The 21,871-nt window shown below is 60.3% G+C and carries 24 protein-coding genes and 1 pseudogene; 13 read left to right on the top strand and 12 right to left on the bottom strand.

Features of this window, described 5'->3' with window-relative positions; translation table 11 throughout:
* Together HLH34_RS18285 and HLH34_RS18280 are read right to left on the bottom strand one after the other, a co-directional pair.
* The coding region (locus HLH34_RS18285) for a peptidase domain-containing ABC transporter (protein ID WP_183120996.1) at window positions 1-1,552 on the bottom strand (1,552 nt) is incomplete at its 3' end.
* Window positions 1,552-2,883 (bottom strand): HlyD family efflux transporter periplasmic adaptor subunit, encoded by a 1,332-nt coding sequence (locus HLH34_RS18280; protein ID WP_183120995.1) that lies wholly within the window; start codon window positions 2,881-2,883, stop codon window positions 1,552-1,554. The genes HLH34_RS18280 and HLH34_RS18285, both read right to left, overlap by 1 nt.
* Window positions 2,884-2,974: 91 nt before the next feature.
* On the opposite strand from HLH34_RS18280, the gene HLH34_RS18275 reads away from it, so the two are divergent.
* Window positions 2,975-4,390, top strand: a complete 1,416-nt coding sequence (locus tag HLH34_RS18275) for a TolC family outer membrane protein (RefSeq protein WP_183120994.1) — start codon at window positions 2,975-2,977, stop codon at window positions 4,388-4,390.
* 12 nt (window positions 4,391-4,402) lie between these two features.
* Here HLH34_RS18275 and HLH34_RS19855 read toward each other — a convergent pair whose 3' ends face one another.
* The 4 genes from HLH34_RS19855 to HLH34_RS18265 are packed head-to-tail and all read right to left on the bottom strand — an operon-like array spanning window position 4,403 to window position 7,068.
* A complete protein-coding gene (locus HLH34_RS19855) occupies window positions 4,403-4,666 on the bottom strand; it encodes a DUF6118 family protein (RefSeq protein WP_373318602.1) in 264 nt (87 codons plus the stop codon).
* A 37-nt stretch (window positions 4,667-4,703) separates the two neighbouring features.
* Window positions 4,704-4,826 (bottom strand): hypothetical protein, encoded by a 123-nt coding sequence (locus tag HLH34_RS19715; protein WP_264784337.1) that lies wholly within the window; start codon window positions 4,824-4,826, stop codon window positions 4,704-4,706.
* Between the two features lie 26 nt (window positions 4,827-4,852).
* Entirely contained in the window at window positions 4,853-6,496 is a 1,644-nt protein-coding gene (locus tag HLH34_RS18270; protein WP_183120993.1) for a hypothetical protein, read from the bottom strand.
* Window positions 6,497-6,543: 47 nt separating this feature from the next.
* Window positions 6,544-7,068, bottom strand: a complete 525-nt coding sequence (locus tag HLH34_RS18265; RefSeq protein WP_183120992.1) for a hypothetical protein — start codon at window positions 7,066-7,068, stop codon at window positions 6,544-6,546.
* 144 nt (window positions 7,069-7,212) lie between these two features.
* On the opposite strand from HLH34_RS18265, the gene HLH34_RS18260 reads away from it, so the two are divergent.
* Window positions 7,213-8,181 (top strand): hypothetical protein, encoded by a 969-nt coding sequence (locus tag HLH34_RS18260; RefSeq protein ID WP_183120991.1) that lies wholly within the window; start codon window positions 7,213-7,215, stop codon window positions 8,179-8,181.
* A 335-nt stretch (window positions 8,182-8,516) separates the two neighbouring features.
* Here HLH34_RS18260 and HLH34_RS18255 read toward each other — a convergent pair whose 3' ends face one another.
* A complete protein-coding gene (locus tag HLH34_RS18255) occupies window positions 8,517-8,741 on the bottom strand; it encodes a hypothetical protein (protein ID WP_183120990.1) in 225 nt (74 codons plus the stop codon).
* 139 nt (window positions 8,742-8,880) lie between these two features.
* Between HLH34_RS18255 and HLH34_RS18250 the strand changes: the two genes are divergently transcribed.
* The 7 genes from HLH34_RS18250 (at window position 8,881) to HLH34_RS18220 (ending at window position 13,281) form a co-directional block, all read left to right on the top strand.
* Window positions 8,881-9,519 (top strand): recombinase family protein, encoded by a 639-nt coding sequence (locus HLH34_RS18250; RefSeq protein ID WP_220792258.1) that lies wholly within the window; start codon window positions 8,881-8,883, stop codon window positions 9,517-9,519.
* Between the two features lie 281 nt (window positions 9,520-9,800).
* Window positions 9,801-10,574 carry a cytidine/deoxycytidylate deaminase family protein gene (locus tag HLH34_RS18245; protein ID WP_220792257.1) on the top strand — a complete coding sequence of 258 codons (774 nt, stop codon included), beginning with the start codon at window positions 9,801-9,803 and terminating at the stop codon, window positions 10,572-10,574.
* 238 nt (window positions 10,575-10,812) lie between these two features.
* A complete protein-coding gene (locus HLH34_RS18240) occupies window positions 10,813-11,082 on the top strand; it encodes an antitoxin (RefSeq protein WP_183120988.1) in 270 nt (89 codons plus the stop codon).
* On the top strand, window positions 11,079-11,489 hold the full coding sequence (locus tag HLH34_RS18235; protein ID WP_183120987.1) for a PIN domain-containing protein: 411 nt from the start codon (window positions 11,079-11,081) through the stop codon (window positions 11,487-11,489). The genes HLH34_RS18240 and HLH34_RS18235 overlap by 4 nt, the downstream gene beginning before the upstream one ends.
* 144 nt (window positions 11,490-11,633) lie before the next feature.
* The gene (locus HLH34_RS18230) at window positions 11,634-12,470 is read left to right on the top strand and encodes a S1 family peptidase (protein ID WP_220792256.1); all 837 of its coding nucleotides are present in this window, start codon (window positions 11,634-11,636) and stop codon (window positions 12,468-12,470) included.
* 134 nt (window positions 12,471-12,604) lie between these two features.
* Window positions 12,605-12,874 (top strand): antitoxin, encoded by a 270-nt coding sequence (locus HLH34_RS18225; RefSeq protein ID WP_183120985.1) that lies wholly within the window; start codon window positions 12,605-12,607, stop codon window positions 12,872-12,874.
* Entirely contained in the window at window positions 12,871-13,281 is a 411-nt protein-coding gene (locus HLH34_RS18220; RefSeq protein ID WP_183120984.1) for a type II toxin-antitoxin system VapC family toxin, read from the top strand. Before HLH34_RS18225 ends, HLH34_RS18220 begins: the two co-directional genes overlap by 4 nt.
* A gap of 333 nt (window positions 13,282-13,614) precedes the next feature.
* On the opposite strand, the gene HLH34_RS19230 is transcribed toward HLH34_RS18220, so the two are convergent.
* Together HLH34_RS19230 and HLH34_RS18215 are read right to left on the bottom strand one after the other, a co-directional pair.
* Window positions 13,615-13,785, bottom strand: a complete 171-nt coding sequence (locus HLH34_RS19230) for an SHOCT domain-containing protein (RefSeq protein WP_244960042.1) — start codon at window positions 13,783-13,785, stop codon at window positions 13,615-13,617.
* Window positions 13,786-14,018: 233 nt separating this feature from the next.
* Window positions 14,019-14,669, bottom strand: a complete 651-nt coding sequence (locus HLH34_RS18215; RefSeq protein WP_183120983.1) for a cation transporter — start codon at window positions 14,667-14,669, stop codon at window positions 14,019-14,021.
* A gap of 67 nt (window positions 14,670-14,736) precedes the next feature.
* Here HLH34_RS18215 and HLH34_RS18210 point away from each other — a divergent pair.
* A pseudogene (locus HLH34_RS18210) lies at window positions 14,737-15,147 on the top strand (MerR family transcriptional regulator).
* 84 nt (window positions 15,148-15,231) lie between these two features.
* On the opposite strand, the gene HLH34_RS18205 reads toward HLH34_RS18210, so the two are convergent.
* Window positions 15,232-15,588: a hypothetical protein gene (locus HLH34_RS18205; protein ID WP_183120982.1), complete on the bottom strand. Its 357-nt coding sequence runs from the start codon at window positions 15,586-15,588 to the stop codon at window positions 15,232-15,234.
* Between the two features lie 850 nt (window positions 15,589-16,438).
* Entirely contained in the window at window positions 16,439-17,329 is an 891-nt protein-coding gene (locus HLH34_RS18200) for an Abi family protein (protein ID WP_244960041.1), read from the bottom strand.
* Between the two features lie 1,031 nt (window positions 17,330-18,360).
* Between HLH34_RS18200 and HLH34_RS18195 the strand changes: the two genes are divergently transcribed.
* The 3 genes from HLH34_RS18195 to HLH34_RS18185 all read left to right on the top strand — a co-directional run bounded on the left by HLH34_RS18195 (window position 18,361) and on the right by HLH34_RS18185 (window position 20,657).
* Window positions 18,361-19,179 carry a hypothetical protein gene (locus HLH34_RS18195; RefSeq protein ID WP_183120981.1) on the top strand — a complete coding sequence of 273 codons (819 nt, stop codon included), beginning with the start codon at window positions 18,361-18,363 and terminating at the stop codon, window positions 19,177-19,179.
* 9 nt (window positions 19,180-19,188) lie between these two features.
* On the top strand, window positions 19,189-19,863 hold the full coding sequence (locus tag HLH34_RS18190) for a hypothetical protein (RefSeq protein WP_183120980.1): 675 nt from the start codon (window positions 19,189-19,191) through the stop codon (window positions 19,861-19,863).
* A 260-nt stretch (window positions 19,864-20,123) separates the two neighbouring features.
* The gene (locus HLH34_RS18185; RefSeq protein ID WP_183120979.1) at window positions 20,124-20,657 is read left to right on the top strand and encodes a hypothetical protein; all 534 of its coding nucleotides are present in this window, start codon (window positions 20,124-20,126) and stop codon (window positions 20,655-20,657) included.
* Window positions 20,658-20,885: 228 nt separating this feature from the next.
* Here HLH34_RS18185 and HLH34_RS18180 read toward each other — a convergent pair.
* A partial coding sequence (locus tag HLH34_RS18180) for a segregation/condensation protein A (protein ID WP_244960040.1) occupies window positions 20,886-21,871 on the bottom strand: 986 nt, incomplete at its 5' end.

Here is a 21,871-nt window from a genome sequence, read left to right as displayed (position 1 = left end):
GATGCCCTCCAAGACGCGGTATGCAGCGCAATCGACGACGTCGGTCACAGTCAAGCCGCCGCCTGCTTTGCTGCCGCCGGATATGAACCAGATTGATCGGATTATGCTCTAATTCAGAAACGGGCAGCATTGCCTGAGAACAATCACTTGCCTCTGCTTCAGTTAAGGCAATGTCGGAAAGGCGCTCACATTGAACCTTGAGGTTTCGGATTTTGAATCCAACAGCAATCAAATTACCAAACCGGCTCGCAAACTGATCGCGATAACTTAAGAATGCCATTAACATACCAATCGACATTTCCGATGAAAGGACCATGCGGGCGCCAAGCACCAACATTAACACCCTGTCGAGCCCGAACAGGGCATCCTGAGTCCGCGCGAATATCAAGTCATAGCGTTGAATTCTTAATCCGGCATTGATACCGTCGATTAATTTATTACCCCACGCAATCTTTCGTCTTTTTTCCAAAGACAGCAGCTTGATGCTACGCATCCCCCGCAATGTCTCCAGGAAATGTCCCTGCTGTGCAGCTCCATGAACCAGCGCTTCCTTGGATATTTCCCGGTATGAAGCGAATAATGCGACGCGAACCATGAGATCAAGCGCTGAGAATATTACGACAATCGCCACCAGCCATTTCCCGTAGATCACGATCATGACGAATATGCCGATCGCCATCAAACCGTCCATCACACTCTGCACCAGATCGGTCGTAAAAGTTTGCTGGATTGTTCCCAGGCTGCCAAAGCGCGACAGGATGTCACCCGCTCCACGCTTCGCGAAATAGTCCTGCGGCAAGCCCATGAGATGGGAGAACAGGCTGACATTCCATTGCACGGAGATTCGCGTGGACAGCAGCATGATCATCCAGGAACGAAAGGTCGCGATCACCCCCTGCAAAACCACCAGAAGCACCAGCCCGGCCGCGGTCGTCCACAGCAGGGAACGGTCTCCCGTCGTCAACACCTCATCAATGATGACCTGTGCCAGCATGGGGTTGGCCAGGGCAATGACTTCCAAGCCCAAGGACAGGCCGCCCAGAGCCAGCAGCGCCCCCTTCAGTCCCGCGATATGGCGGAACATGTCGCCGATGCTCAGCAACCGGCGTTCGTCGCGCTTCTTGAACGTCGCGGCCGGTGTCAGTTCGAGGGCCACACCGGTAAAATGCCGCGACGCTTCGTCCAGAGTCAGCTTTCGCACACCCCGTGCCGGGTCGTGGATCAGGATCTCTTTCTCGCCGGCTTTCACCAGCACCACGAAATGGTTGAAATCCCAATGCAGGACACAGGGCAGCGACAGTTTCGCCAGCGCCGGCAGATCGAGCTTGACCGGCCGGCTATGTAATCCGAACCGGTCGGCAATCCGCATCAAAGACCGCAGGTTAAGGCCTGACCCAGACACAGCAGCCTGCCGGCGCAGGGAGGCCAGATCGATCAGATGCCCATGGACACACAAGATCATCGCCAGGCAGGCCAACCCGCATTCCGCCGTTTCGGTTTGCAGGATGACGGGAAGCTTCCGGCGAAAGCCGGTCTGGATCGGACGCAGCATTACGGCATCGCCCTGGACACGGAACCACCAGAAACGGATTTCAGCGTCGATGTCATTGAGATGACCGGATCAAGAAGCCACTGGTACAAACGACGATGATCGATCGCGATCTCCGCCTCCACCGCCATCCCCGGCGTCAGCCGCTCTTGCTGCCCATAGGCCAGCACATAGGCCTGATCCGGCCTCACCCGAATACGATAGATATCGCCTTGCGACCGTGGCGAAGAACTGTTTGACGCAGCATCGCCGCTATCCCTGGAAACGAACCTATCCCGTTCTGGTAACGGGGCCTTCGTTACTTCAACGACGGTACCATCATACAAACCGAATCTCTGGAATGGATAGGCCGCATATTTCAGCAGCACATGCTGCCTTGGCTGCACGAAGCCGACCGCCCGGCTGTCCACATACAGCTCGGCCAGCAATTCGACATTGTCGGGCAGAATACTGGCCAGGGGCTGGCCGGCCGCGACCCGCTGCCCGACCGACGCCCGGATACCATCCACCGTCCCGCTGACACGGGCGTCGATGACCGTTCCGGCCTGGCCCCGCGCCTGGGCAATCTGGCGTTTGATATCGGCCAGACGCACATCGAGATCGTTTAGATCCTCATCCACCTTGTAGTGGTGCCGGTCGATCTTGTAGCGCAGATCCGAAATCTGGCCGCCCGTTTCGACCAAGGTGCGCAAGGTCTGCGAGTGCGTGTTCATGAACTGCACGTAGGTGTAAAGCTGGCTCTGGAACTGGCTTTCCGTCACCAGATGGGTGCCGATCGCCGTCCGCATTTCACTCATCGCCCGTTCCACCAGCGGCAAGGATGTATTGTCGCGTCCGACCTGCTCGGTCAGCATGACCTGCTGTTTTTCCAGCGCCGTCAGTTCGTCCTGGAACGAAGCCAGTTCAACGGGAGCATCCGCGTTCAACAACGCCCGTCGGGCCGTCAACAAATCCCTCTCGGCCACCAGACTATCCAGCGATTGCCGGCCAGTCGGCCCCGCTTCAGACCAGCTTTCGACATCCAGGGTGAATAGCCGGTCTCCAGCCGTGACATGCATCCCTTCCTTGACCGACGTTGATGCGACAATACCGCTCTGGTCCGCCTCCGCGACCACCAACCCGGCCGGCGGCAGCATCAGACCATTGGCATGAATCCGCCGTGTATAAGTCCCGAACGCCACATAGAGACACGCCCCTGCGACCAGTACCGCAGAACACAGCGAGGCGATCCGCCCGGAGATCGGCTCCACGAGTTGCACGGAACCGATCCAGGCTTCCTGGCGCCATTTCAGTGCTTCCGCGCGAAACAGGGGGCGTGTCGATCCGTCAGGCATTACTCAACTCAGCATCCTTCGACAGAAGGGAATTGATACAAGTCCGACACATATTGATACGTTTAGAAAATCTATGCAATGCTCGTAAACGATGAAAAAGACCAGAATAACAACCGGACCAGAACGGTCCGGAATCTATATCGCCGTCGTCATGACGATCCTCTTCGGTCCGACACTCAGTGCAGGAAAAGAGCGGCACGACGCCTATTCCCTCAACGACGCATTGGCCACAGCTTATAATTCCGCGCCGCAATTGCTGCGGGAACGGGCGCTGCTCCAGCAAACAGACGAGGGCGTCCCGAAAGCCCTGTCCGGTTGGCGGCCGACTGTTTCTGTCGCCGTCGGCGCCAATTACAATCAATCCAACTATATCACTTATCCATTTGGTGGATCATTCCGCTATAATCAGCAGTTTGCCGCTCCTGGCTATAACGCGGGTATCACCGTTACTCAGCCGCTGTTCGCCGGCGGCCGGACCGTCGCCTCGACCCGGCAGGCCATGCATACGGTCATGCAGGAACGCGCCCATCTTGTGCAGATCGAACAGCAGATCTTCCAGAACGTCGTCTCGGCCTATGTGTCCCTGACCCAGGCCCATCGTCTTCTGGACCTGACAAAACGCAACGAGGATACTCTGGCCGGGCAAGTACGCCTGACCACAAGCCAGTTCGGGCTCAACCAGGCCACCCAGACGGATGTTCTACAGGCCCGGTCGCAATACGAAGCCGCACGGGCCGCCACCCGCCAGGCTGAAAGCGATCTCGGCGTCGCCGAAGCCGCGTTTCAGCGCCAGGTCGGCACCGCGCCTCCGAAGGATCTGACACCACCCCAGCCATTGGTCCTACCCGTGGCGCAGGAAATCGATGCGACCCGTCTTGCCGTGACCAACTCACCCCAGGCCATCGGCGCCCAATACGCCCTCGCGGCTGAACAGGACACTGTGAAGGTCGCTTTTGCGGCCCTCATGCCGCAGATCTCTGCTCAGGCATCTTTCCAGCATCAGATCAACCAGAACGATGCGAAATTCACCGAAGACGGTGAGATGGCCACGATCCAGGCCAGCATCCCGCTCTATCAGGGCGGATCGGAATATGCCGCGATCCGCGCGGCCCGGCGCGCGGTTGACGCCGCCCGTCATGATCTGGACGATCAACGGAGAATAGCCATTCAGGCGGCAGATAGCGCCTGGCGCAAATGGCAGGCGGATAGGGATCAATTGGCCAGGAACCGAGAGGCCGTCTCATTGGGAGAGGCCGCTCTCCGCGCCATCCAGCAACAGGAACTCTTGGGCGTCCGCACCACGTTCGAGGTGCTGCAACAGCAGCAGCTTTTGTTCCAGCAGCAACGGACGCTGATCCAGAACATCGCCAACACCGTGCAGGATTCCTACGCCCTCGCCGCTGCCATTGGCCGCCTCACCGCCCGCGATCTCGCTCTGGATGTCGCCCTTTATGATCCGGCCACTCACCTCAAAGAGGTGAAATGGAAAATAGTAGGGACAGAGTAAATCCAAAAAAAATCACTCTGGTTTAATGTTTATCGTGCATTGTTCAGAGATATTTTCCTTATTAGCATTTCTCTGACACTCATTTAATCGGTCAATATTCGTCTGATCAACTTTGTCTTTCCAGAGAAGAGTCTTCCAGTTCTGCGGTCGTGCATTTCTCATCAACGCCATCCCGGCCTCCCAGCGATCCGCCTCCCCTACGATGAAGGACGCGATCCGCGTGCCCAGTGCTGTCGGCAGAACAGACGCCACCACAGGCGAAACCAGTAACCCCACGACTAGAGGGTGTTATGTACTTTCGTGCGTGATTGGTTCAGTAATGGCGAATGGGGGCGCGCAGCGCGCTTTCGGTCTTGCCAGCGGCGCCGTACATCAAGCGGCCGTGCTGGTGCTCCCACGATGCCCGGCGTTCGTCTTTGACGCTGCGATGCTTCACGACACCCTTCCGGCTGACCACTCAGCTCAACTCGCCTCGATCGATAGAGCGCGCAGGCCATATCGGCTGGGCCCGGAGCTGTTGATGGGTGACAGCGTGATATCGATCGAGTTGAGGCCAAGATTCAGGTAGTCATGGTAATCGAGCGACGAATAGGCCAGGTTGCGGAGCGAGATCACCGTCGTGTTACTCGACCCGCCCTCTGCCTCCAGGTCGTCGATATAGCGGACCACTGTGTTGGTGGTATCCTCGTTGATCACGATGGACATTTTAAGTCCGGTGTCACCAATTTTCCAATGCTTGAAGAATAGAGAATAATTCTGAACCGTATTGGTAATTTTGAACAGCAAGCGGAAGCTTAGCTGGCTGCAACTGCCGCTCAGCGACCCGGTCATTCCCCCCGCAGTCGCCGAGAACCCGGCGCCATCCGGCGTGTCTTTGGGGTAAGTGGTCGTGTCTTTTACCAGCAGGTCACTCCCTCCCGAGAAGGCCAGGAATGGCCTCGGTGCGGCACCGTCCTGCTGCGGGGCAGGCAGGGTAGTAAACTTGTTGGGCACAAAGCCCACGATCGCCGCACCGCCCCGCGTCGTGATCGGGGCAAGCGACAGGACGCCTAAGTCTAGCGACACGGAGGTTGATTGACTTTTCGAACCCAGCATCGTCGGCTGCGCATCCATGTACACCCTGACCGGCGCCGGATCGCCTGGCTCGGCGACACTTTCGCTTTCAACGGAATGCGACGCGGAGAAATAGTTGACGAAATGAGTGAATGACACCTCCGGCGAGCCGCCGGCGGGGATCGTCACCAGCCACTGCACTTTGGTCGCGAAGTTGACCCCGTAGCTCGACAACTGGCTCGGCGGATAAAGCGTCGCACCGTCCCACAGCCGCGCGAGCATCGTCGCGGGCACCTGCAGCAACACCTGCTTCGGATTGTTGGGATTGGTAGTACCGTCGGTCGTCGAGCTCTGGAAGACATTCCAGGGATACTCCTGGCCGAAATTCCAGACCGGCAGCGCGCTGATCGGGTTCACTAGACCATAGGCGCCCCAGTCCTTGATGCTCATGCTCGCGCTATTTGATGCATCCATCCCTGTGTTGCGGGAGGCCTCCGAACCGGTAGTGTTCGAGTGTTCGTGGGTAGTGGTCGTCGAATGATCGGCGGTCGCTGACATCGTAAAGGCTTCGCCGAAGAGACCGGCCGATACGCTGAAGCTGTTGGTCTCGGAGGTGGAGGATCCGACCGTGTTGCTGATCGAACTCGATTGCACCACCCCCGACGACGAGCCGGCGGTGCCCGACGTCTGGACCTGGGTATTTAACGTCTTCGGAAAGTAATCGATCAGTTGTAGGTCGACTAACTCGCCTTGCGGGTCGTTTACCATCATCTGGATATTGAGAAGCGCCGGATAGTTCTCGTACCGCTTACGTTGAGTCGAAGGGCTTACCATAATCCCTTGCGGATTGTAGAGCACTATTCGGGTCGTAGACGTCAGGACATATTTGCGCTCCCGATCGGCCGGAACCCCGGTCGCCTGGCCGGCGCTGCTCAGTTGAATATCGTCATAGTGGATCGCATGATATTCGACAGACAAGCGGCCGATCGGAACATTGCCGCACTCCACGATGTAGGCTGTTGAAAACGTGCGCGCATCAGCCGCTTTGAACACGAGGTCTCTCCCGAAAGGCTGCTTGGCTCAAACTGAGGTCGCGGCGATCAACCCGCCAGAATAAAATAGGTGATAGCGTAATATGGCTGGACATTGTAATGGCCCTCATTTTTCCCGCTCTCGTCGGTCCCGCCAACCTTCGTGCTCGGGTTTACCTCAAAGGGCAAATCTGCGCCCGAATCACCTTCGAAACTGCGCCTGTGGTAACCGAAATTGCCGTTATTGATGGTGTGGGTATGCGACGGGAGCTGACCGATCGTCAGCGCATGAGTCGCCTCGCCCCCGGTGTCCCCGATCTGCAGCGCTGTCACCTGACTTGCTCTGTCGCCACTCAGTGCAGTGAAATTGGGATCGAGCAAGTCGGTTTGGGTTGTCTGGGCAGCGGCAAAGCTGCCGGCACCGATGAGGGTGCGTCCGATCAGATTAGGCGTATTCCGATCGTTGAGCAGTGTGCATAACTCGGTGAACTGCGGCGGGATCGCGCTGCCGTCGCAGGGCAGCCAATTGCCCATCGCTGTCGTCGGCGGCACAATGCTGGCGATGATCGTTCCGATAGGCACGTAAGAACTCACGGCTGCTGCTCCCCCAAATATCAGGCAATCACGGAGCGTAACAGGCCCACCTGAACGCGCAATCCCTGCTATGGACAAGCCGCCGTCACGCCAGCACCATGAGCGGCACGGTGCGGTCATCGGACAAGCTGAAGAAGCAGCGCAATGGAAAATGACGAAGGCAGGACGAGGCAAGCCAGTCTCAAGATAAATCGGGAAAATACTTCGGAGACATCGCTGGCGCCGCGGGTCGGTAGATACACACGCGATACCGACGCCTCGCTGACCAGATCGCAGAAGCAGAGCGGGCTGTTCCAAAGCGACGGCAATTATCGCGTCAGTTCGCGCCAGACTGCTGCAGGACATTCGACCGGCATGCACGAGGAGGTGCTGCCCACCGACGTATGGGAAATGCTCGTCAATGCCGAAAGGCAGTCTAACGGTGAGTGGCGCATCACGACCACCAACAGGGCCTCGCCCTTCTACAAGGCCGGGGCGATCTACGTCGATCCCACGGTGCGCAAATGGGCGTTACAGGCCGGCGACGGGTTCCGAGCCGATACAGCACGCACTGCGCTCAGCGTCAACGGCGGCGCGACCGGGCATTCGGGCTCCAACCTCTCGCTGAAAGGGCAGATGGCCGCGCACGATGCAGTCCGCGAGACGCTTATCACCATCTTGCAGGAAAAGCCGTCGTCCGAGGTGACGCAGCGGTCGATTATCTGTGCGTTTGCCTCGATGGCCTCGCTCTCATCCGCACCAGGAGAGCAGGCGGAGAAAATGCCGAACATCGCCTCGCTCAAGGACCAGGCGGCGCTATCGGATTGGGAGGTGCGCCGCGATGCCGGCAAGCAGCGGGTCGACGCGGTGTATGCGGAAATGACACAGCCGGAGCAGAATTTCGCGTATAGAATCGCCAATGAACATCTAGCTCGTATCGACTCGCCGAACTCGACGCGGACGCTCGACCCTGAGCGCCCGCGATCGCCTCCCCGCAGCCTCAGGATGAACGGTCCCATCCAAGGCGGTGAGTACGTCCCAGGCGGCTTGCAGGCGGCTGGCGTTTCGGCGCCACCTGCCGCGCTCGAAGATTATCCAATGTATGCATCTTCGGGCCGCCGAGCGCCGAGGTAAAGTGCCGCTCACTGGGGCACAGCGCGCGCCTCATCATGCCGGTCCGTCCGCGCCCTCCCGGAGGCGCAATTGTCATACGCGGACTTGCAAGCTTAACACGTCCTGTTGCTCCTTCGAAGGCGGAGCGCGCCGAGTTCTGACGTCAGAACCCACGCATGTACTTGATGGTATGCGGACGGGGTTAGGTGGACGCCGCGTTATGGTCCCGGCAGCGCGTCGGGCTATCTGCGACGGTCTCCGGTCGCATCGGGGGCATGAAGGCTCCACAGGCAGCATTGCGGCTGTTGGTGCAGCCCTGACAAATAGGCAGCGTCGTCATTTTCTTTTCTCCGGGGTTAGGTGGACGCGACCAGGGCCGCGCTGCCGGCAGCGGTCAGCGCCGCATTCTTTCCGTTCTCATTTGTGGTCCAGGCGGCCAAGCCCAGGGCGATCACGCGGCCCACAACGCTCGGGTGGATCGGACCCATGATGCGCCACGAGGCATACCCCGTGTTCCTCATCGTGACGGTTCCCTGTTGGATGGCAGCAAGCGCCTTCTTCTGATTCTCGGTCAGCGTCATCGCTGCGGTTCTCCGGGGTTAGGTGGACTACCTGACGGCCAGTCCGGTTGTCCGTATAACTATCCATAAATAACTCTGTTGCGCTTGTCCAGAAATAAATCCATAAAATGCATGTCGGATTTCGGAGCGCGTAGATAAAGTGGCTGGCAAAACGGTAGGAAACGGCAAGATCGGATATGCGCGGGTCTCCACGGACGCGCAAAATCTGGACATGCAAATCAAGGCCCTCACCGACTATGGCGTTAATCCAAAGGCGATCTTCACCGACAAAATGACTGGGGGGACGCAAAAGCGTCCGGGCCTTGCTCTAGCGTTGAAAGCGGCCAATAGCGACGACATTGAGTTTGTCGTGTGGAAGATCGACCGTCTCGGCCGCTCGGTCCTTGGCGTCGCCGAGACCCTAAAATTGCTGCGGGAACGGGGCGTCACGATCAAGAGCTTGACCGAACCGATCGATACCAGCACACCAATGGGTCAATTCGTGCTGAATATGCTGATCTCCCTGGCGCAGATGGAACGCGATCTGATCCGCGAGCGGACGATTGCTGGGGTTGCTGCGGCAAAAGCGCGAGGGGGACGGCACGGTCGTCCCCAGGTAATGACCGAGGCCCGACAAAAACTGGCGGCGGAGATGCTGGCCGACGGCCGGCGCGGGGTCGAAATCTGGGATGCTGTGAAGGCACTTCCGGGACCGACCGTGGGCCGATCAGCTTACTACAATTTCCAGAAGGATTGGCTGCTCAGCCAGGAGCCTGCCGACCCGACCGATGACAAATAATCCAGGTGAGGAGCCAGAAGTGGCCGAGGTCCGCGCGCTTGGGCAAACCTACGGCCGCTTCCGCCTCTTCTCGGACGTCGAAAGCGATGTTTTCGCTTTCAGAAAGCAGACATGGTCGCCCGACGCACAAGCTCAAGTTTTAACTAATCCCGGCGTGCTCCAACTTCGGCCCATGTTCCGACCGTGACGATGACAGCATTCTGTTTTTTCACTATACAAATCCGCGTTTAACGGAACAAGGCAGGCGTAAGTTGGCTACTAATTACTCAACATCGGACCTGATGAAGATCGCAGTTAAAGAGCAATTGAAGTGTACGGAAAACCCGAAGGTGGGAGTCGTCGTTGCCAAAGACGGAAAGATCCTCTCTACCGGCTTCCGTGGCGAGGTTCCCAAGAAACATGCCGAGCGGGTGGCGCTCGAAAAATTGTCGATGCCTGATCGGATCGGTTCGACAGTCTTCACTACCCTTGAGCCGTGCGTTGCCCTTCAGGCGAATCAGGGGGTCGAGCCCTGTGCGGACTTGATCATCGAGTCCGGAGTTCGCGAAGTGTTCGTTGGCGTACTCGATCCCAACGGAACCATCTACTCTCAAGGTTTCAAGAAGCTTCTAGAACACAATATCAGCGTCAAGTTCTTCGACAGGAAGCTGCGAGACGCAGTTGAGCAAGAGACTTTTGAATACGGCGTGATTGAGAAAATTATTGGCGCGGGCAAGCGCCGTGTGCCCGTGGTCGGGAGTGGGATCAATATAGAGGTCCGGTTTAGCGAGAACGATCCGCAGACGATCGACATCTCATGGAACAACTTGCAGTTTTCCCACGGACACGTGGATCTCATAGGCCCTAACGGTGCCGTCAAGATCGCGGCCGGGGCCAGCAAGTTTAGCCACATCAGCGACCCGACCGTCTTTAGATTCCCACGCCATTACGCCAGAATGGAAAAGGGCATGATTGCGATCGTTCGGCCTGAGGGATCCACATTCTGCGTCCTCTTCAAGCTAATTGATTTGTTCGAGAATGATATCCTGATTAAATGGGAAGTTCGAAAATTGTAATAGACGTCCGTAATATTCGAAGCGGTGTTAACCCAGCCAGCTTGGCGCAGACGAATTGGCTGCCTTTTCTTATTTTCTGATCACGATAGATAGAGAGATCAATGCTGTGTAAGTTCAGCTATAGCCACGCGTGATCCCCAGAGCCGACTTTCTCCCCCCCCCCGAAGCAGCCGTGAAGACGCCGATTGAAAGCCGCCACTGCTCCGTGTATATGCAATGGATATACACGGAGCATCACATGCCCTACCGTCGCCAGTTGGATGCCTCGCCCCCGCGTGAGGCCGAATTTTTTCGGAACAACAAGAGCCAGGCGGTTCGCATTCCGGCCGACTTCGAGCTTCCCGGTGAGCGGGTGCTGATCCACCGGGAGGGTTCACGGCTGATCATCGAACCTGTGCCTGGAAAGCGTTTGTCGGCCGTCCTTGCTGAACTGGAGCCGCTACCACCCGAAGACGCTTTTCCCAATGTCGACAGCACACTTCTGCCGGCGCGGGACATCGACCTGTGACCGCGCTCTTCATGTTGGACACCAATATCATCTCTGATCTGGCCCGGAATCCTCAGGGCAGGGCCGCTCGGCATATCGTGTCTGTCGGTGACGACGCGATATGCGTCAGCGTCATCACCGCCGCCGAACTTCGTTATGGCTGCGTGAAGAAGGGCTCGCCGAAACTGACGGCGCAGATCGAGGCGATCCTGGAGAGCACCACCGTGCTCGCCCTTGATCTCCCTGCCGACGCTGAATACGGCGGCATCCGGGCGGATCTCGAGGCGGCCGGAACGCCGATCGGCCCGAACGATCTTTTAATTGCCGCACATGCTTGTGCCGTTGGCGCGGTACTCGTCACCGCCAACACTGGTGAGTTCGAGCGTGTATGCGGCCTGAAGGTCGAAAACTGGCTCGCCACTGCGTAGCGAGTCCAGCAAAGGAGGGCAGGCTGAATTGGAACTGCATTGAACATGGAGCAGGTCTGCTCCCGCCTCTTTCCAGCCTTTCCATAGCTGCATGGGATATGTCCATGACCGCCATATAGCTGTGGCTACATTTGGAAGACAGAAATGACAAACAGTAGAATATCCCACCAACTGCGCTACATGACGGTGCGCGTTCTTACGTCGAAAAACCAAACGATAAACTGGACGGGTGCTGGAACTGGGTTTTTATATTGTTTCGCTAAGGATGATAAAACAACGCCTTGGCTTGTAACAAATAAGCACGTTGTGGACGGCGCCGCTGCGATAGGTCTTACTTTTCATGTTACGACAGATAATAATAAGACGCCGTTGCACGGCTCTGGTCGACTAATTTCGTTTTTTTCGAATCAAGTTCCGATCATACGCCATCCCGACCCCAATGTTGACCTAGCTGCGATCGCGATTGCACCGATTATCAACCATGCCATAAATAAAGAAGGCTGGCGTCCGTTCATCAAATGTCTTGCTAAGTCGAGTTTGCCTTCGGAGCAAATGATCGGTGATTTTAGCGCGTTGGAAGACGTAGTAATGGTGGGTTATCCAACCGGACTAGTTGATGCTGTAAACAATTTTCCTATAGTGCGGCGGGGAATTACTTCGACACCATATACGGCAAATTATCAAGGTAAGCGGGAGTTTCTGGCTGATATCCCCGTATATGGCGGTTCTTCTGGTTCTCCGATTTTCGTGATGAACGAGGGATCGTGGTCAACATCGAGTGGGTTAGCGATGGGTACGCGGTTCGCGCTGATTGGCATTCTTTACGCCGGGCACACCGAAACAATGAACGGTCAGATCGTAGCAGAACCTGTGCCGACAAGCCTCGCGCCGGTCGCCAAGGTTACGCACATAATAAATCTGGGATTGTGTATCAAAAGTGCGTTGATCGAAGACCTTGCCGCTCAAATTCCAGATTGGTAAGCGCCGATGTCTAAAGAAATGCTGGATGGGCATTTGCCGCGAGATCACGCAACCGAGACACCGGCAGCTATTGCAAACGTGGAACTGAAAGCCGTCGGTCCGTTCACCCCCCAAAGCGTCCGTGAAGATGCCGCATGCCCTATCGCAGCCAGATAGATGCCTCGCCCCCACGGGAGGCCAAACTCTTTCGGAACAACAAGAGCCAGGCTGTTCGGATTCCGGCCGACTTCGAGCTTCCCGGCGAGCGGGTCCTGATTCACCGGGAGGGTTCACGGCTGATCATCGAACCTGTGCCTAGCAAGCGTTTGTCGGCCGTCCTCGCCGAATTGGAGCCGTTGCCAGCCGAAGACGCTTTTCCTGATGTCGACAGCACACTCCTTCCGGTGCGGGACCTCAACCTTTGACCGCGCTCTTTATGCTGGATACCAATATCGTCTCTGATCTGGCCCGGAATCCCCAAGGCAGTGCGGCTCACCATATCGTCTCTGTTGGCGACGACGCGATTTGCGTCAGCATCATCACCGCGGCCGAACTCCGTTATGGCTGCGCGAAAAAGGGCTCGCCGAAACTGACGGCGCAGATCGAGGCGATCCTGGGGAGCACCAACGTGCTCGCCCTTGATCTCCCTGCCGACGCTGAATACGGCCGCATCCGGGCGGATCTCGAGGCGGCCGGAACGCCGATCGGCCCGAACGATCTTTTAATTGCCGCACATGCTTGTGCCGTTGGCGCGGTACTCGTCACCGCCAACACTGGTGAGTTCGAGCGTGTATGCGGCCTGAAGGTCGAAAACTGGCTCGCAACCGCGTAGCGGGTCCAGCAAAGGAGCGACGATGGCTGAGTTGGAACCGCATTGAACATGGAACGGAGGGTCCGCTCCCACCCTCATCCCAGGCATAGGGAGTGGCGACTTGCATTGCCGATTGCAGACATCAAAAGTGGTGATCGCGGCGCGCGTGCCGGAATATTGGCTCGCGCTTGTCTGGCGCGGATACGAGAGGACGACATGACCGAGAGGGCACCTACGATCGTCAACGTGCACACGGCGCCGGAAATTGCGGCCGACGTGCCCGCCGAGGTCATGCCGCAGCCTTGGGCCGGTCGTTTGAGCTGGGACACAACTGGCCACGCGAGACCGGGCAACTCACTTGAGTGTCCGATCCGACGAAGGGGCTTGGCCGACCCGCGTCCTCCATCCCTCCGCGAACCACAGATACTTGACCAGTGCCGCGATCGCGAGGGCAAGTACGATCAGCGTGAGCAGGCCGAACAGGCCCATGCCCCAGCCCATTCCTTGCATGCAATTTGTCATCATGACAGCCTCCCATGAGGCAATGGTGCGGCCTGCCGTGGCGATCCGCACGAACCGTGACGACGTTGCCATTGTCCAGGATGCCCCGGCATGTTCGCTCGGCGTTCATCAGGGTCACCTCAAGATCATCGTCGACCGTGACATGCGTGTGACGCTGACGGATTTCAATGCCGAGGGGCCTCCCGGATGCAATCCCCACACGTCGCGAAGAACACCCCTCCTGCATCGTCCACGCGTCACCTGGCGGCGGAAAGCTGCGTCGGGCCCATACCAGCCTCCCGTCGGGCCTGCCTGACAATCTGCCAGCCGCCATGCAGGCCGAGCCCGCCCATGATCGCCGCCACAACCACGTCGGGCCACCCCGTTCGGGTCCCGAACACGCCAGCCGCCGCGAGCAAGACCGCCATGTTACCGAGCGCGTCATTCCTGGAGCAGATCCAGACGGAACGCATGTTTGCGTCACCGGTCCGGAAACGATAGAGCATCAGGGCAACACCGCCGTTCGCGAGCAGGGCCGTCACACCGATCACCCCCATCGTTGCGGCTTTCGGCACCGTGCCGGTCCAGACATGCCAGGTGGTGTTGCCGAGCACCCAAAGCGCGAAGGCAAGCATCGTCGCCCCCTTCAGCATGGCGGCGCGGCTGCGCCACCTCAGTCCCATGCCGACGACAATCAGGCTGATGGCGTAATTGGCGGCGTCACCGAAGAAATCCAACGCGTCGGCCTCAAGGGACGCCGAGCCGGCCATGACACCCGCGACGACCTCGGTGAGGAAAAAGCCGGCATTGACGATGAGCGCAATCCAGAGTGCGCGCCGCCAGCGAGGTGCGGTCCCGTCTTCACCCGAGACCGTAGTCAGGCAGCAGGAATCATGAGAACAGGCCATGGCATCACCTCGACGATCGCGACATGGCCTCCTACATGGACCCTGTAGCCACTATAGGGTCAAGGAAATGGAAACCGGAACGCTCAGCATTGGCGATCTGGCCCGTTCGACGGGCACCAAGGTCGAGACGATCCGCTATTACGAGCGATCCGGACTGCTTCCAGTTCCGCCCAGAACCGGCGGGAACTACCGCGCCTACGACGCCACCCACCTCGGGCGCCTGAGCTTTATCCGCCGGGCACCCGACCTCGGCCTCTCCCTCGATCAGATCCGGACGCTGCTGGGAATGGCCGACCAGAAGACATAGTCCTGCGAGACGGTCGACGCCATCGCCCGCACGCATCTGGCGGAGATCGACCGCAAGCTTCGTGACTTGCAGGCCCTGCATCGGGAACTGGCCGCCATGATCGGGCAATGCCGCCATGGCACCGTCGCCGACTGCCGCATTATCGAGGCGCTGGCACCGCGACGCACATAAGATCGCTACCATCGTAGCACAGCACGCGTGAATGGCGGCACAAAGTGGGACGCATCACAATAACGGCGTCCAAACCCTGACGGCTTACCCTCGCAAGAACCCGATCGCCACCGGCTCGATCCGCGGCCAGAGCCATGCAAGACTCCCCATGATCGTGGCGAACCCCACGACGCCGAGCGTCTGCCAGGCAGGCCTGCGTCCTGTCCGATATGTCTGATAGCCTACCCAAAACCAACCGATGGAAACCGCCATGATCGCAACCGGCGTCAGCCAGCGATAGGCGTTGGCGAACCAGGCGAGAATGCCGCCCACCGACCCGAGGATCGCGGCCGGCAGCGCGAACGGCACGACGCAGCACACGCCGCAGGCCAGCGCCGCACTAGACGCCGTCATGGCAATCGCGCTGGCCGCCTTGTTTCCCGATGCGCTCGCCTCGCTCATGCGCCGCACTCCGCCGCGCACCCGCAGGTCTTTTCCACGGGCGCGGTTGCTGGCGGACCGCGCGACGCAAACTGCTCCAGCAGCGTTGCCACCGCCTCACGCGCATGCGCCGGGGCAATAATCGTCAGGGTCACCGCGTCCATACGTTCAGCGATGTCAAACGCGAGGAACCCGCAACAGCTCCGTTCGCCTTCGACCAGGAGCGCGGCCCTGCAGGTCCAGCGGGACGTGCGGGTCGCATCCGTGACTATGGAACTTGGCGCCGCGCCGGTGCGCAAGCGTCGTGGCCGGAAGCCAAAGTCCGCCGGTTGACCGCTTGGTTCTCTGCCGACCACATCGGCCGGCCGTGGGCGCTCCAGCCCCATCCGGGCCACCGGAAGGCACCGCTTTGGCGGGTGATGCGACGTTGTATCACCCGCCGCCCGGTCAGGGCGTCAGGGCATCGCGTTCCGCTTCGCCCGCCCGCGCGAGCTCCAGGGCGGCGACGAACGTGCCCGCCAGCGCCGCGCGCCGGCGCAGTGCCAGATCCGGGCCGTCCGGCAGCGCCGGCAGGAACTGCTGTCATCCCTGTCCCGCCCGCCCGCCCGGTCGCTGTTCGGCGCGGATCCGCGCCGTGCTCGATCACCGGCCGGCAGGCCGCCATCAGGTCGAAATAGTCCCCCGCCCGACGCGCGCCGACCGGTTCCTGCCGGTCCGCCGGCCGTGCGAACACCTCATGTCCCAGCCGCGGCAGGCGTCACGGCGGCAACCCACCCGCTTAGCGTGCGCCATTCCGGTTTAATCTTCTCCGCCCCGGACGTCCACGCATGCTGCCGCTCCCGCTGCAGCCCTCGGGAGACCTGCGCGTCCATCAGGCCCAGATCGCCTCCTGATCCCAGCCCGGCTGAAACCCTCCATGGGCCCGAGTTGCGAACGGCATTACCGGAAAGGCAAGCCAATGGTCTTTCATGCGGCAGCTCCACGAAGTGCCGGTATTGATCTTCTTGACGAGATGGCTCGCGACGGCGGCGGCACCGTAGACACGACTGCGGCGGACGACATCGTTTGCGATATGGACGACCTGCGGTGCCTCGAATTGCTTGGGCACCTGGGGCTGGTTGATGATGCCGGTGTTCCAAAGGCGAGCGTGGTGTGCGCTGGTATTGCGCACGAAGGCTAGGGACTTGATCCAACTCACCAGCGTATTCGGAAGCAATTCATACCGTTTGGCGATCGCGGTACGATCGTTCGGATGCGCCATTTCCAGAAGCCAAGAGAGCGTGCCGAAATCCCATGCCTCGACGGCCATCCAGATCGGCAGCGGCGAGCTGTACTTGGTGCCGAACTCCACCACCCAGTCTTCCCTGGAGCGGGTGACGGATTGGTCGGCCTTGATGAGCCAGCTTTGATGGCGTGTGCTGCCTTGGAACGGTGCATTCGCCCGCTGGGCGTCGAGAAGGCCGACCGAGCGATGTGCCCACGGATCACGCTTTCCAAGCGTGTGCGCGAGATCCACGCGCAACGCGACCTCGATCCGCTCGATCGCGTCAAGGAAGAGGAGGCGAAGCTGCTTGTCGAAGAGGTAGAGCTCGACCGCGTGGCGGAACTCGGCACCCGGCTTGAACTGCTCGGTACGGATGGTACGGGTCGGAACGGCCGGACTGGGAATGATCTGTTGAAAGGGTTGCCAATAGGGCGTCAGGCGCCCATAGCCGATCCGCTGGAGATGATGGATCGCCTTGGTCTGGTCGGTGACAGACAAGCCCCGCCGCATGAGGAGTGCGAGCTGATCGGCAAAACTGAGATGTGGTTTGGCGTAGGGGGGAAGCATGCGGCCGAGACGAAAAGGGCCGCCCCTTGATGCCAGATGCATCAGCGGGGACGGCCATGTTGTCCCTTATCTAGGTCCGAAAACCCAAGCGGTCAAGGAGATGTTGATTGCTGGCGAAGCGCGAAGAGCTCAAAGGGAGGCATCACCAATCGACGCGCGGAGCACGCTCTGCATGCTCGTCGTGACGTTTCGAAGCGCACGCCTGTCACGGGCCTCGGCGGGCTGAACACCGGCCCCGCGCCCGATGCATGCGTCCAGCACAGGTGTACGCCGTGAATGCGCCTGTAACCCCAGCCGCGCGGGCATTCGCACGCACACAGTTCCGGCCACATGCTGTGCATGCGTTTCAACATCGGCCCCCGCGCGCGCACAACCAGCCGCTGCTCCCGTGCGAGCGAATGACGTGAATGATGTCATGAGCACGCTTCCGAAATCGGTCAAAGCGGCCAAATGCGTAGTGAAAATCTCCGATATCGTCCAAATACCTTGTGTATATCGAGACAGGTTCTTGTATTGATGCCGCTGATTCAAGGTGCTCCGACGCTTGGACAATATCGATCATAATTTTGTGGGCTCATGAGGTGTGGGAATTATCGATCCATATAGTTGACATTGCTTCGCATTATGGCTCAAGCGGCAACCCGAGCGGCCCGTCGCCGATGAGAAAAGCCGGAGCCGCAGGGGCGCCGTCTCTCTCCAGCAACGGGTCAAGTCCCTGCCGGCCCGAAGCCCTGGCACAGTGGTCGCCGCGGCGCCGCGGGAGCTTGTGGCGCCCTCCCGCAGGGACAGGCAGGCTCGGATGCTGGAGTACTTCTCAGCAGCCGGTCTCACGTTACCGCCGGTCTGGTTCGGGCCCGCGCGGGAGGCGCCTCGGGATAGATCTTCTCTCCCGAGAGGTCATTGCGGTTCCGACCAGATAAAACTATACATGGTCATTATTCGTCACTCAGAAGGATGCGCCGGTGCCGCCTCGCAACGAACTTGCCACGTCTGAAAATAATATCGCGAAGTACATGGAAGGCGTAACGGACTTCCTGACGGCAACGGCGGGCGAGAAGGCGCTCTCGGAGACCGCGTCTCTGATCTCGGCGGCGTTCGAGAAATGCATCGAGCCGACGTCGCTGCCGCTGAGCGTGCTGACCTTCAGCCTTGCCCGGATCGATCGCAACTTCCCGAAGACCGAAGTCGAGCTCGGCGCCAACGTGGTCAAACTTGTCGTCCTGACGGTGACGGCGGGCGCGCTCGGGGGGCTGGTCGGCGTTGGCCTGGTCGCGCTGTCCGTGCTGACCCTGATGAACGAGGACGAGGCCGAACGCCAGGCCGAATGGGAGCGTGAGCTTTCCGAGCGGCTGGCGGCGCATCTGGAGCGAGCGAAAGCCATCGCGCGCGCGCGCCAGGAGGCGGCAAACGCCCGCACGAGCGGCGGACTTCAGGACGCGGACCCGAAGGATAAGAAAATCATCGTCCGCCGGATCGGGAATGTCCCGCTTTCCGCCGAGGACATGTCGGCGATGCACGCGTTCCTCGACCGCTACTGTCCGCCGGCCGTGATCCGGCGGCTCGATCAGAACCCGAAGCAGCGCGCGTCCTACCTGGCGATCGGGTTGCCGCTCGTCCGGGCCTATTGGAACGGCCAACATCTTGACAAGGAACTTGACGCCGTTGCCCGGGCATTCGCCGCGCAGATCGAGCACGAGGTCACGGAGGGCGACTGGACCGAGGATACCGACGAGGGCACGTCAATCAACCCAACCGTCCACACCGTCGGCGGCACGGCCTGAGGAAGCGAGATGGGAATCTTCGACGCGTTGCGCGAATTCGCCAACGAGGACGCCAACAAGGTCCAGACCGCAGCCAAGGCGGCGCTCGACGTCCTGGTCACGCTGGGCGAGTCGAAAGCCGAGTTCTTCGAACTGAAGATCCAGAACGATCTGCGCACGGCCGGCACCAAGGAAAACGCGACGGTGCCGATCGAGAGCATCGTGCAGACCTACAGCAAGGTCTTTGCCAGCGCGTCCAGCGGGGGCAGCGCTGCCAAGAGTGTGATCGATGGCGTGCTCAACATGATCTCGCCGGGCGCGGACGACACCAAGAAAGCCGATGTGTCGACCTTTCTCAGCAGCGTGGTTGACAGCTTTCTCGGAAAATCCTGCGCCAGCGAACTGAATGAATCGCGTTACATCGTCTATGAGGAGAACTATGCGATCATCCGCCTCGACTATCATTTGTGGCGCCGTTCGATCAAAGGCAGCGGCCTGCTCAAGGAGGAGGTCGAAGACATCACCGTCATGACGTTCTGCAAGTCGTGCGTCGACGTCAACCATATCGGCCTCAACACATTCCTCGCGCTCTACCAGCATCAGATCGCGTTGGCGGACGCCGCGGACGGCAAGAAAGACGGCGGGAAGATCCCGATGCGGGAAATCGAGAGCCTGAAGCAGATCCTGAATTTCTTCAAATCATAGCTCGCCGGCACGACCGCGAGGCGATCGGTGCGGGCGTGCTTTACGCTCGGCACTGTCCCGCCTGCCGGCTTTTTCGAGACATCCGCTGCCCGGGCCGTTGCAGTAGGCCGCTCGACTCCGATCGGGACCACCTTTGGAGGTGATCCATTAAGAAATGGCGCTGATGCCTGACAACCGGGCGACGGCTTTCATATCGTCGCCTCATCTGCAATCTTGCGCATAATGGGATAATCGATACGGCCGCGCCTGAGATCGCAGATATGGACAAGTCATGCGATCCTGAATTCAATCGCGTCATTCGAACGTGCAACGACTTGAGGGCAGCCTTGGAAGATCGAATAGAGCATTGCTCAGGCCGCTATGTCAGGGGGCGTCTTGTCCCGGCCGTGGTCATGGGTTTGGCCATCTTTGTATCCGGGAATGCGGACGCGACCTGCTCCCGGCACATTTACAATAAATCCTCTAAAAATTGGGTGTTCCAGGCATTCCCAGCGCGGGCGCAGAATGGTGATGCACTGGGAAGCGTCTGGTTTGACGGCCCTTCGTGCCAGTCAGAAAATGGCCCCTGCGTTGTAAAGCCGGGCGAAGTCGTGGCAACCAAATTTACGACCACCAACTCTGAGGCGAAGGGACAGATTCGAATCACCGATTCCTTGGGAAAGTGGGTACAAGGCGATTATCATGGTTTTGAAGAATGCCCGTCGGTGACAGGAGGGCCGCCGTTTAATCGCGCCGTCCTCGCAAACAAGCCGTCCCGCGGTGACTTCACCGTGCTCAAGGATACATGGTGGTAAATCCGCCGGACACGACATTGGCGATTTTATCTCGACCGTTCCAAAAGCACTCCTGAACCTGGCGCCGCGCCGATGCGCAAGCGTCGGGGCCGGAAGCCAAAATCCGCCGGTTGACCCCCGGGTTCTCTGCGGATCACATCGGCCGGCCGTGGGCGCTCCAGCCCCATCCGGGCCGCCGGAAGCCACCGCTCTGGCGGGTGATGCAACGTTGTATCACCCGCCGTCCGGTCAGGGCGTCAGGGCATCGAGGTCCACTTCGCCGGCCCGCGCGAGTTCCAGGGCGGCGACGAACGTGCCCGCCAGCGCCGCGCGCCGGCGCAGCGCCAGATCCGGGCCGTCCGGCAGCGCCGGCAGGAACTGCTGCCATCCCTGTCCCGCCTTCCCGCTCTCCAGCACGGCGCGGATCCGCGCCAGCGCCGCGCTGACGCTCCACAGCGCGAGCGAGCGGACTTGCAGCGCCGCCGGCGCGGCCTCGGCGGCACCGTGTTCGATCACCGTCAGGCACGCCGCCACCAGGTCGAAATAGCTCCCCGCCCGCCGCGCGCCGGCCGGCTCCTGCGGGTCGGCCGGCCGGGCGAACACCTCCTGTCCCAGCTGTGGCCGACGCGTCAGCCAGTCGGCCGCGGCGCGCATGCGCAGCAGCTCCTCGAGCTGCGCCGCGGTGCGCTGCGCCTCCTGCTCGGCGGCAGCCTGTTCCTCGGGCGCCGCGAACATCAGCCGGGCCCGCAGCAGCACCAGCCGGGCCGCCCAGATGACCCATTCCGCCCGCTGCGCCAGCGGCACCTGGTGCTGCGCCGCCGCGAAGCCGGCGGCGAACTGGTCGGCGAGGGCGGCGACCGACATCACCCCGAGATCGATGTGCTGCCGCTCCGCCAGGTCGAGCAGCAGGTCAAGCGGCCCGTCGTAGCCCTGCAAGTGCAGTTCCGGGATGCCCGGCCGGCGCGCCGGCGTCTCCCAGACTGCGTCCGGGTCACTCGGCATCGTCCACCGGGCGGACGGAGAAGGCGAGCGCCGGCCAGGCGCCGCCAGCAGCGCGGGGGTGAGGCCTTCGCCGGCGAGCAGCAGCAGGGCGCGGTCGCGGCTGCCGCGGAGACTGTCGTCGCAGCGTGCCGCGGCCGCGCGCAGCAGGGCCGGGTCCGGCCGGTGGCGGCTGGAGCGGCTGCGGCCGCGGGCGATCACCCGGGCCAGCCGCGCATCGGGGTCCCAGGCATGGC

The organism is Gluconacetobacter azotocaptans (genome assembly GCF_014174355.1).
Lineage (GTDB): Bacteria > Pseudomonadota > Alphaproteobacteria > Acetobacterales > Acetobacteraceae > Gluconacetobacter > Gluconacetobacter azotocaptans.
The sequence above is the reverse complement of the archived record's forward strand: the minus strand, read 5'-3'. Positions and strand labels throughout refer to the sequence as shown.

Excerpts from the sequence above, each read along its gene's own strand:
- HLH34_RS18280 (WP_183120995.1), bottom strand. The coding sequence starts at position 2,883 with ATGCCTGACGGATCGACACGCCCCCTGTTTCGCGCGGAAGCACTGAAA.
- HLH34_RS18275 (WP_183120994.1), top strand. The coding sequence starts at position 2,975 with ATGAAAAAGACCAGAATAACAACCGGACCAGAACGGTCCGGAATCTAT.
- HLH34_RS18260 (WP_183120991.1), top strand. The coding sequence starts at position 7,213 with ATGGAAAATGACGAAGGCAGGACGAGGCAAGCCAGTCTCAAGATAAAT.
- HLH34_RS18255 (WP_183120990.1), bottom strand. The coding sequence starts at position 8,741 with ATGACGCTGACCGAGAATCAGAAGAAGGCGCTTGCTGCCATCCAACAG.
- HLH34_RS18245 (WP_220792257.1), top strand. The coding sequence starts at position 9,801 with ATGAAGATCGCAGTTAAAGAGCAATTGAAGTGTACGGAAAACCCGAAG.
- HLH34_RS18240 (WP_183120988.1), top strand. The coding sequence starts at position 10,813 with ATGCCCTACCGTCGCCAGTTGGATGCCTCGCCCCCGCGTGAGGCCGAA.
- HLH34_RS18230 (WP_220792256.1), top strand. The coding sequence starts at position 11,634 with ATGACAAACAGTAGAATATCCCACCAACTGCGCTACATGACGGTGCGC.
- HLH34_RS18225 (WP_183120985.1), top strand. The coding sequence starts at position 12,605 with ATGCCCTATCGCAGCCAGATAGATGCCTCGCCCCCACGGGAGGCCAAA.
- HLH34_RS19230 (WP_244960042.1), bottom strand. The coding sequence starts at position 13,785 with ATGATGACAAATTGCATGCAAGGAATGGGCTGGGGCATGGGCCTGTTC.
- HLH34_RS18215 (WP_183120983.1), bottom strand. The coding sequence starts at position 14,669 with ATGGCCTGTTCTCATGATTCCTGCTGCCTGACTACGGTCTCGGGTGAA.
- HLH34_RS18205 (WP_183120982.1), bottom strand. The coding sequence starts at position 15,588 with ATGAGCGAGGCGAGCGCATCGGGAAACAAGGCGGCCAGCGCGATTGCC.
- HLH34_RS18190 (WP_183120980.1), top strand. The coding sequence starts at position 19,189 with ATGGGAATCTTCGACGCGTTGCGCGAATTCGCCAACGAGGACGCCAAC.
- HLH34_RS18185 (WP_183120979.1), top strand. The coding sequence starts at position 20,124 with ATGGACAAGTCATGCGATCCTGAATTCAATCGCGTCATTCGAACGTGC.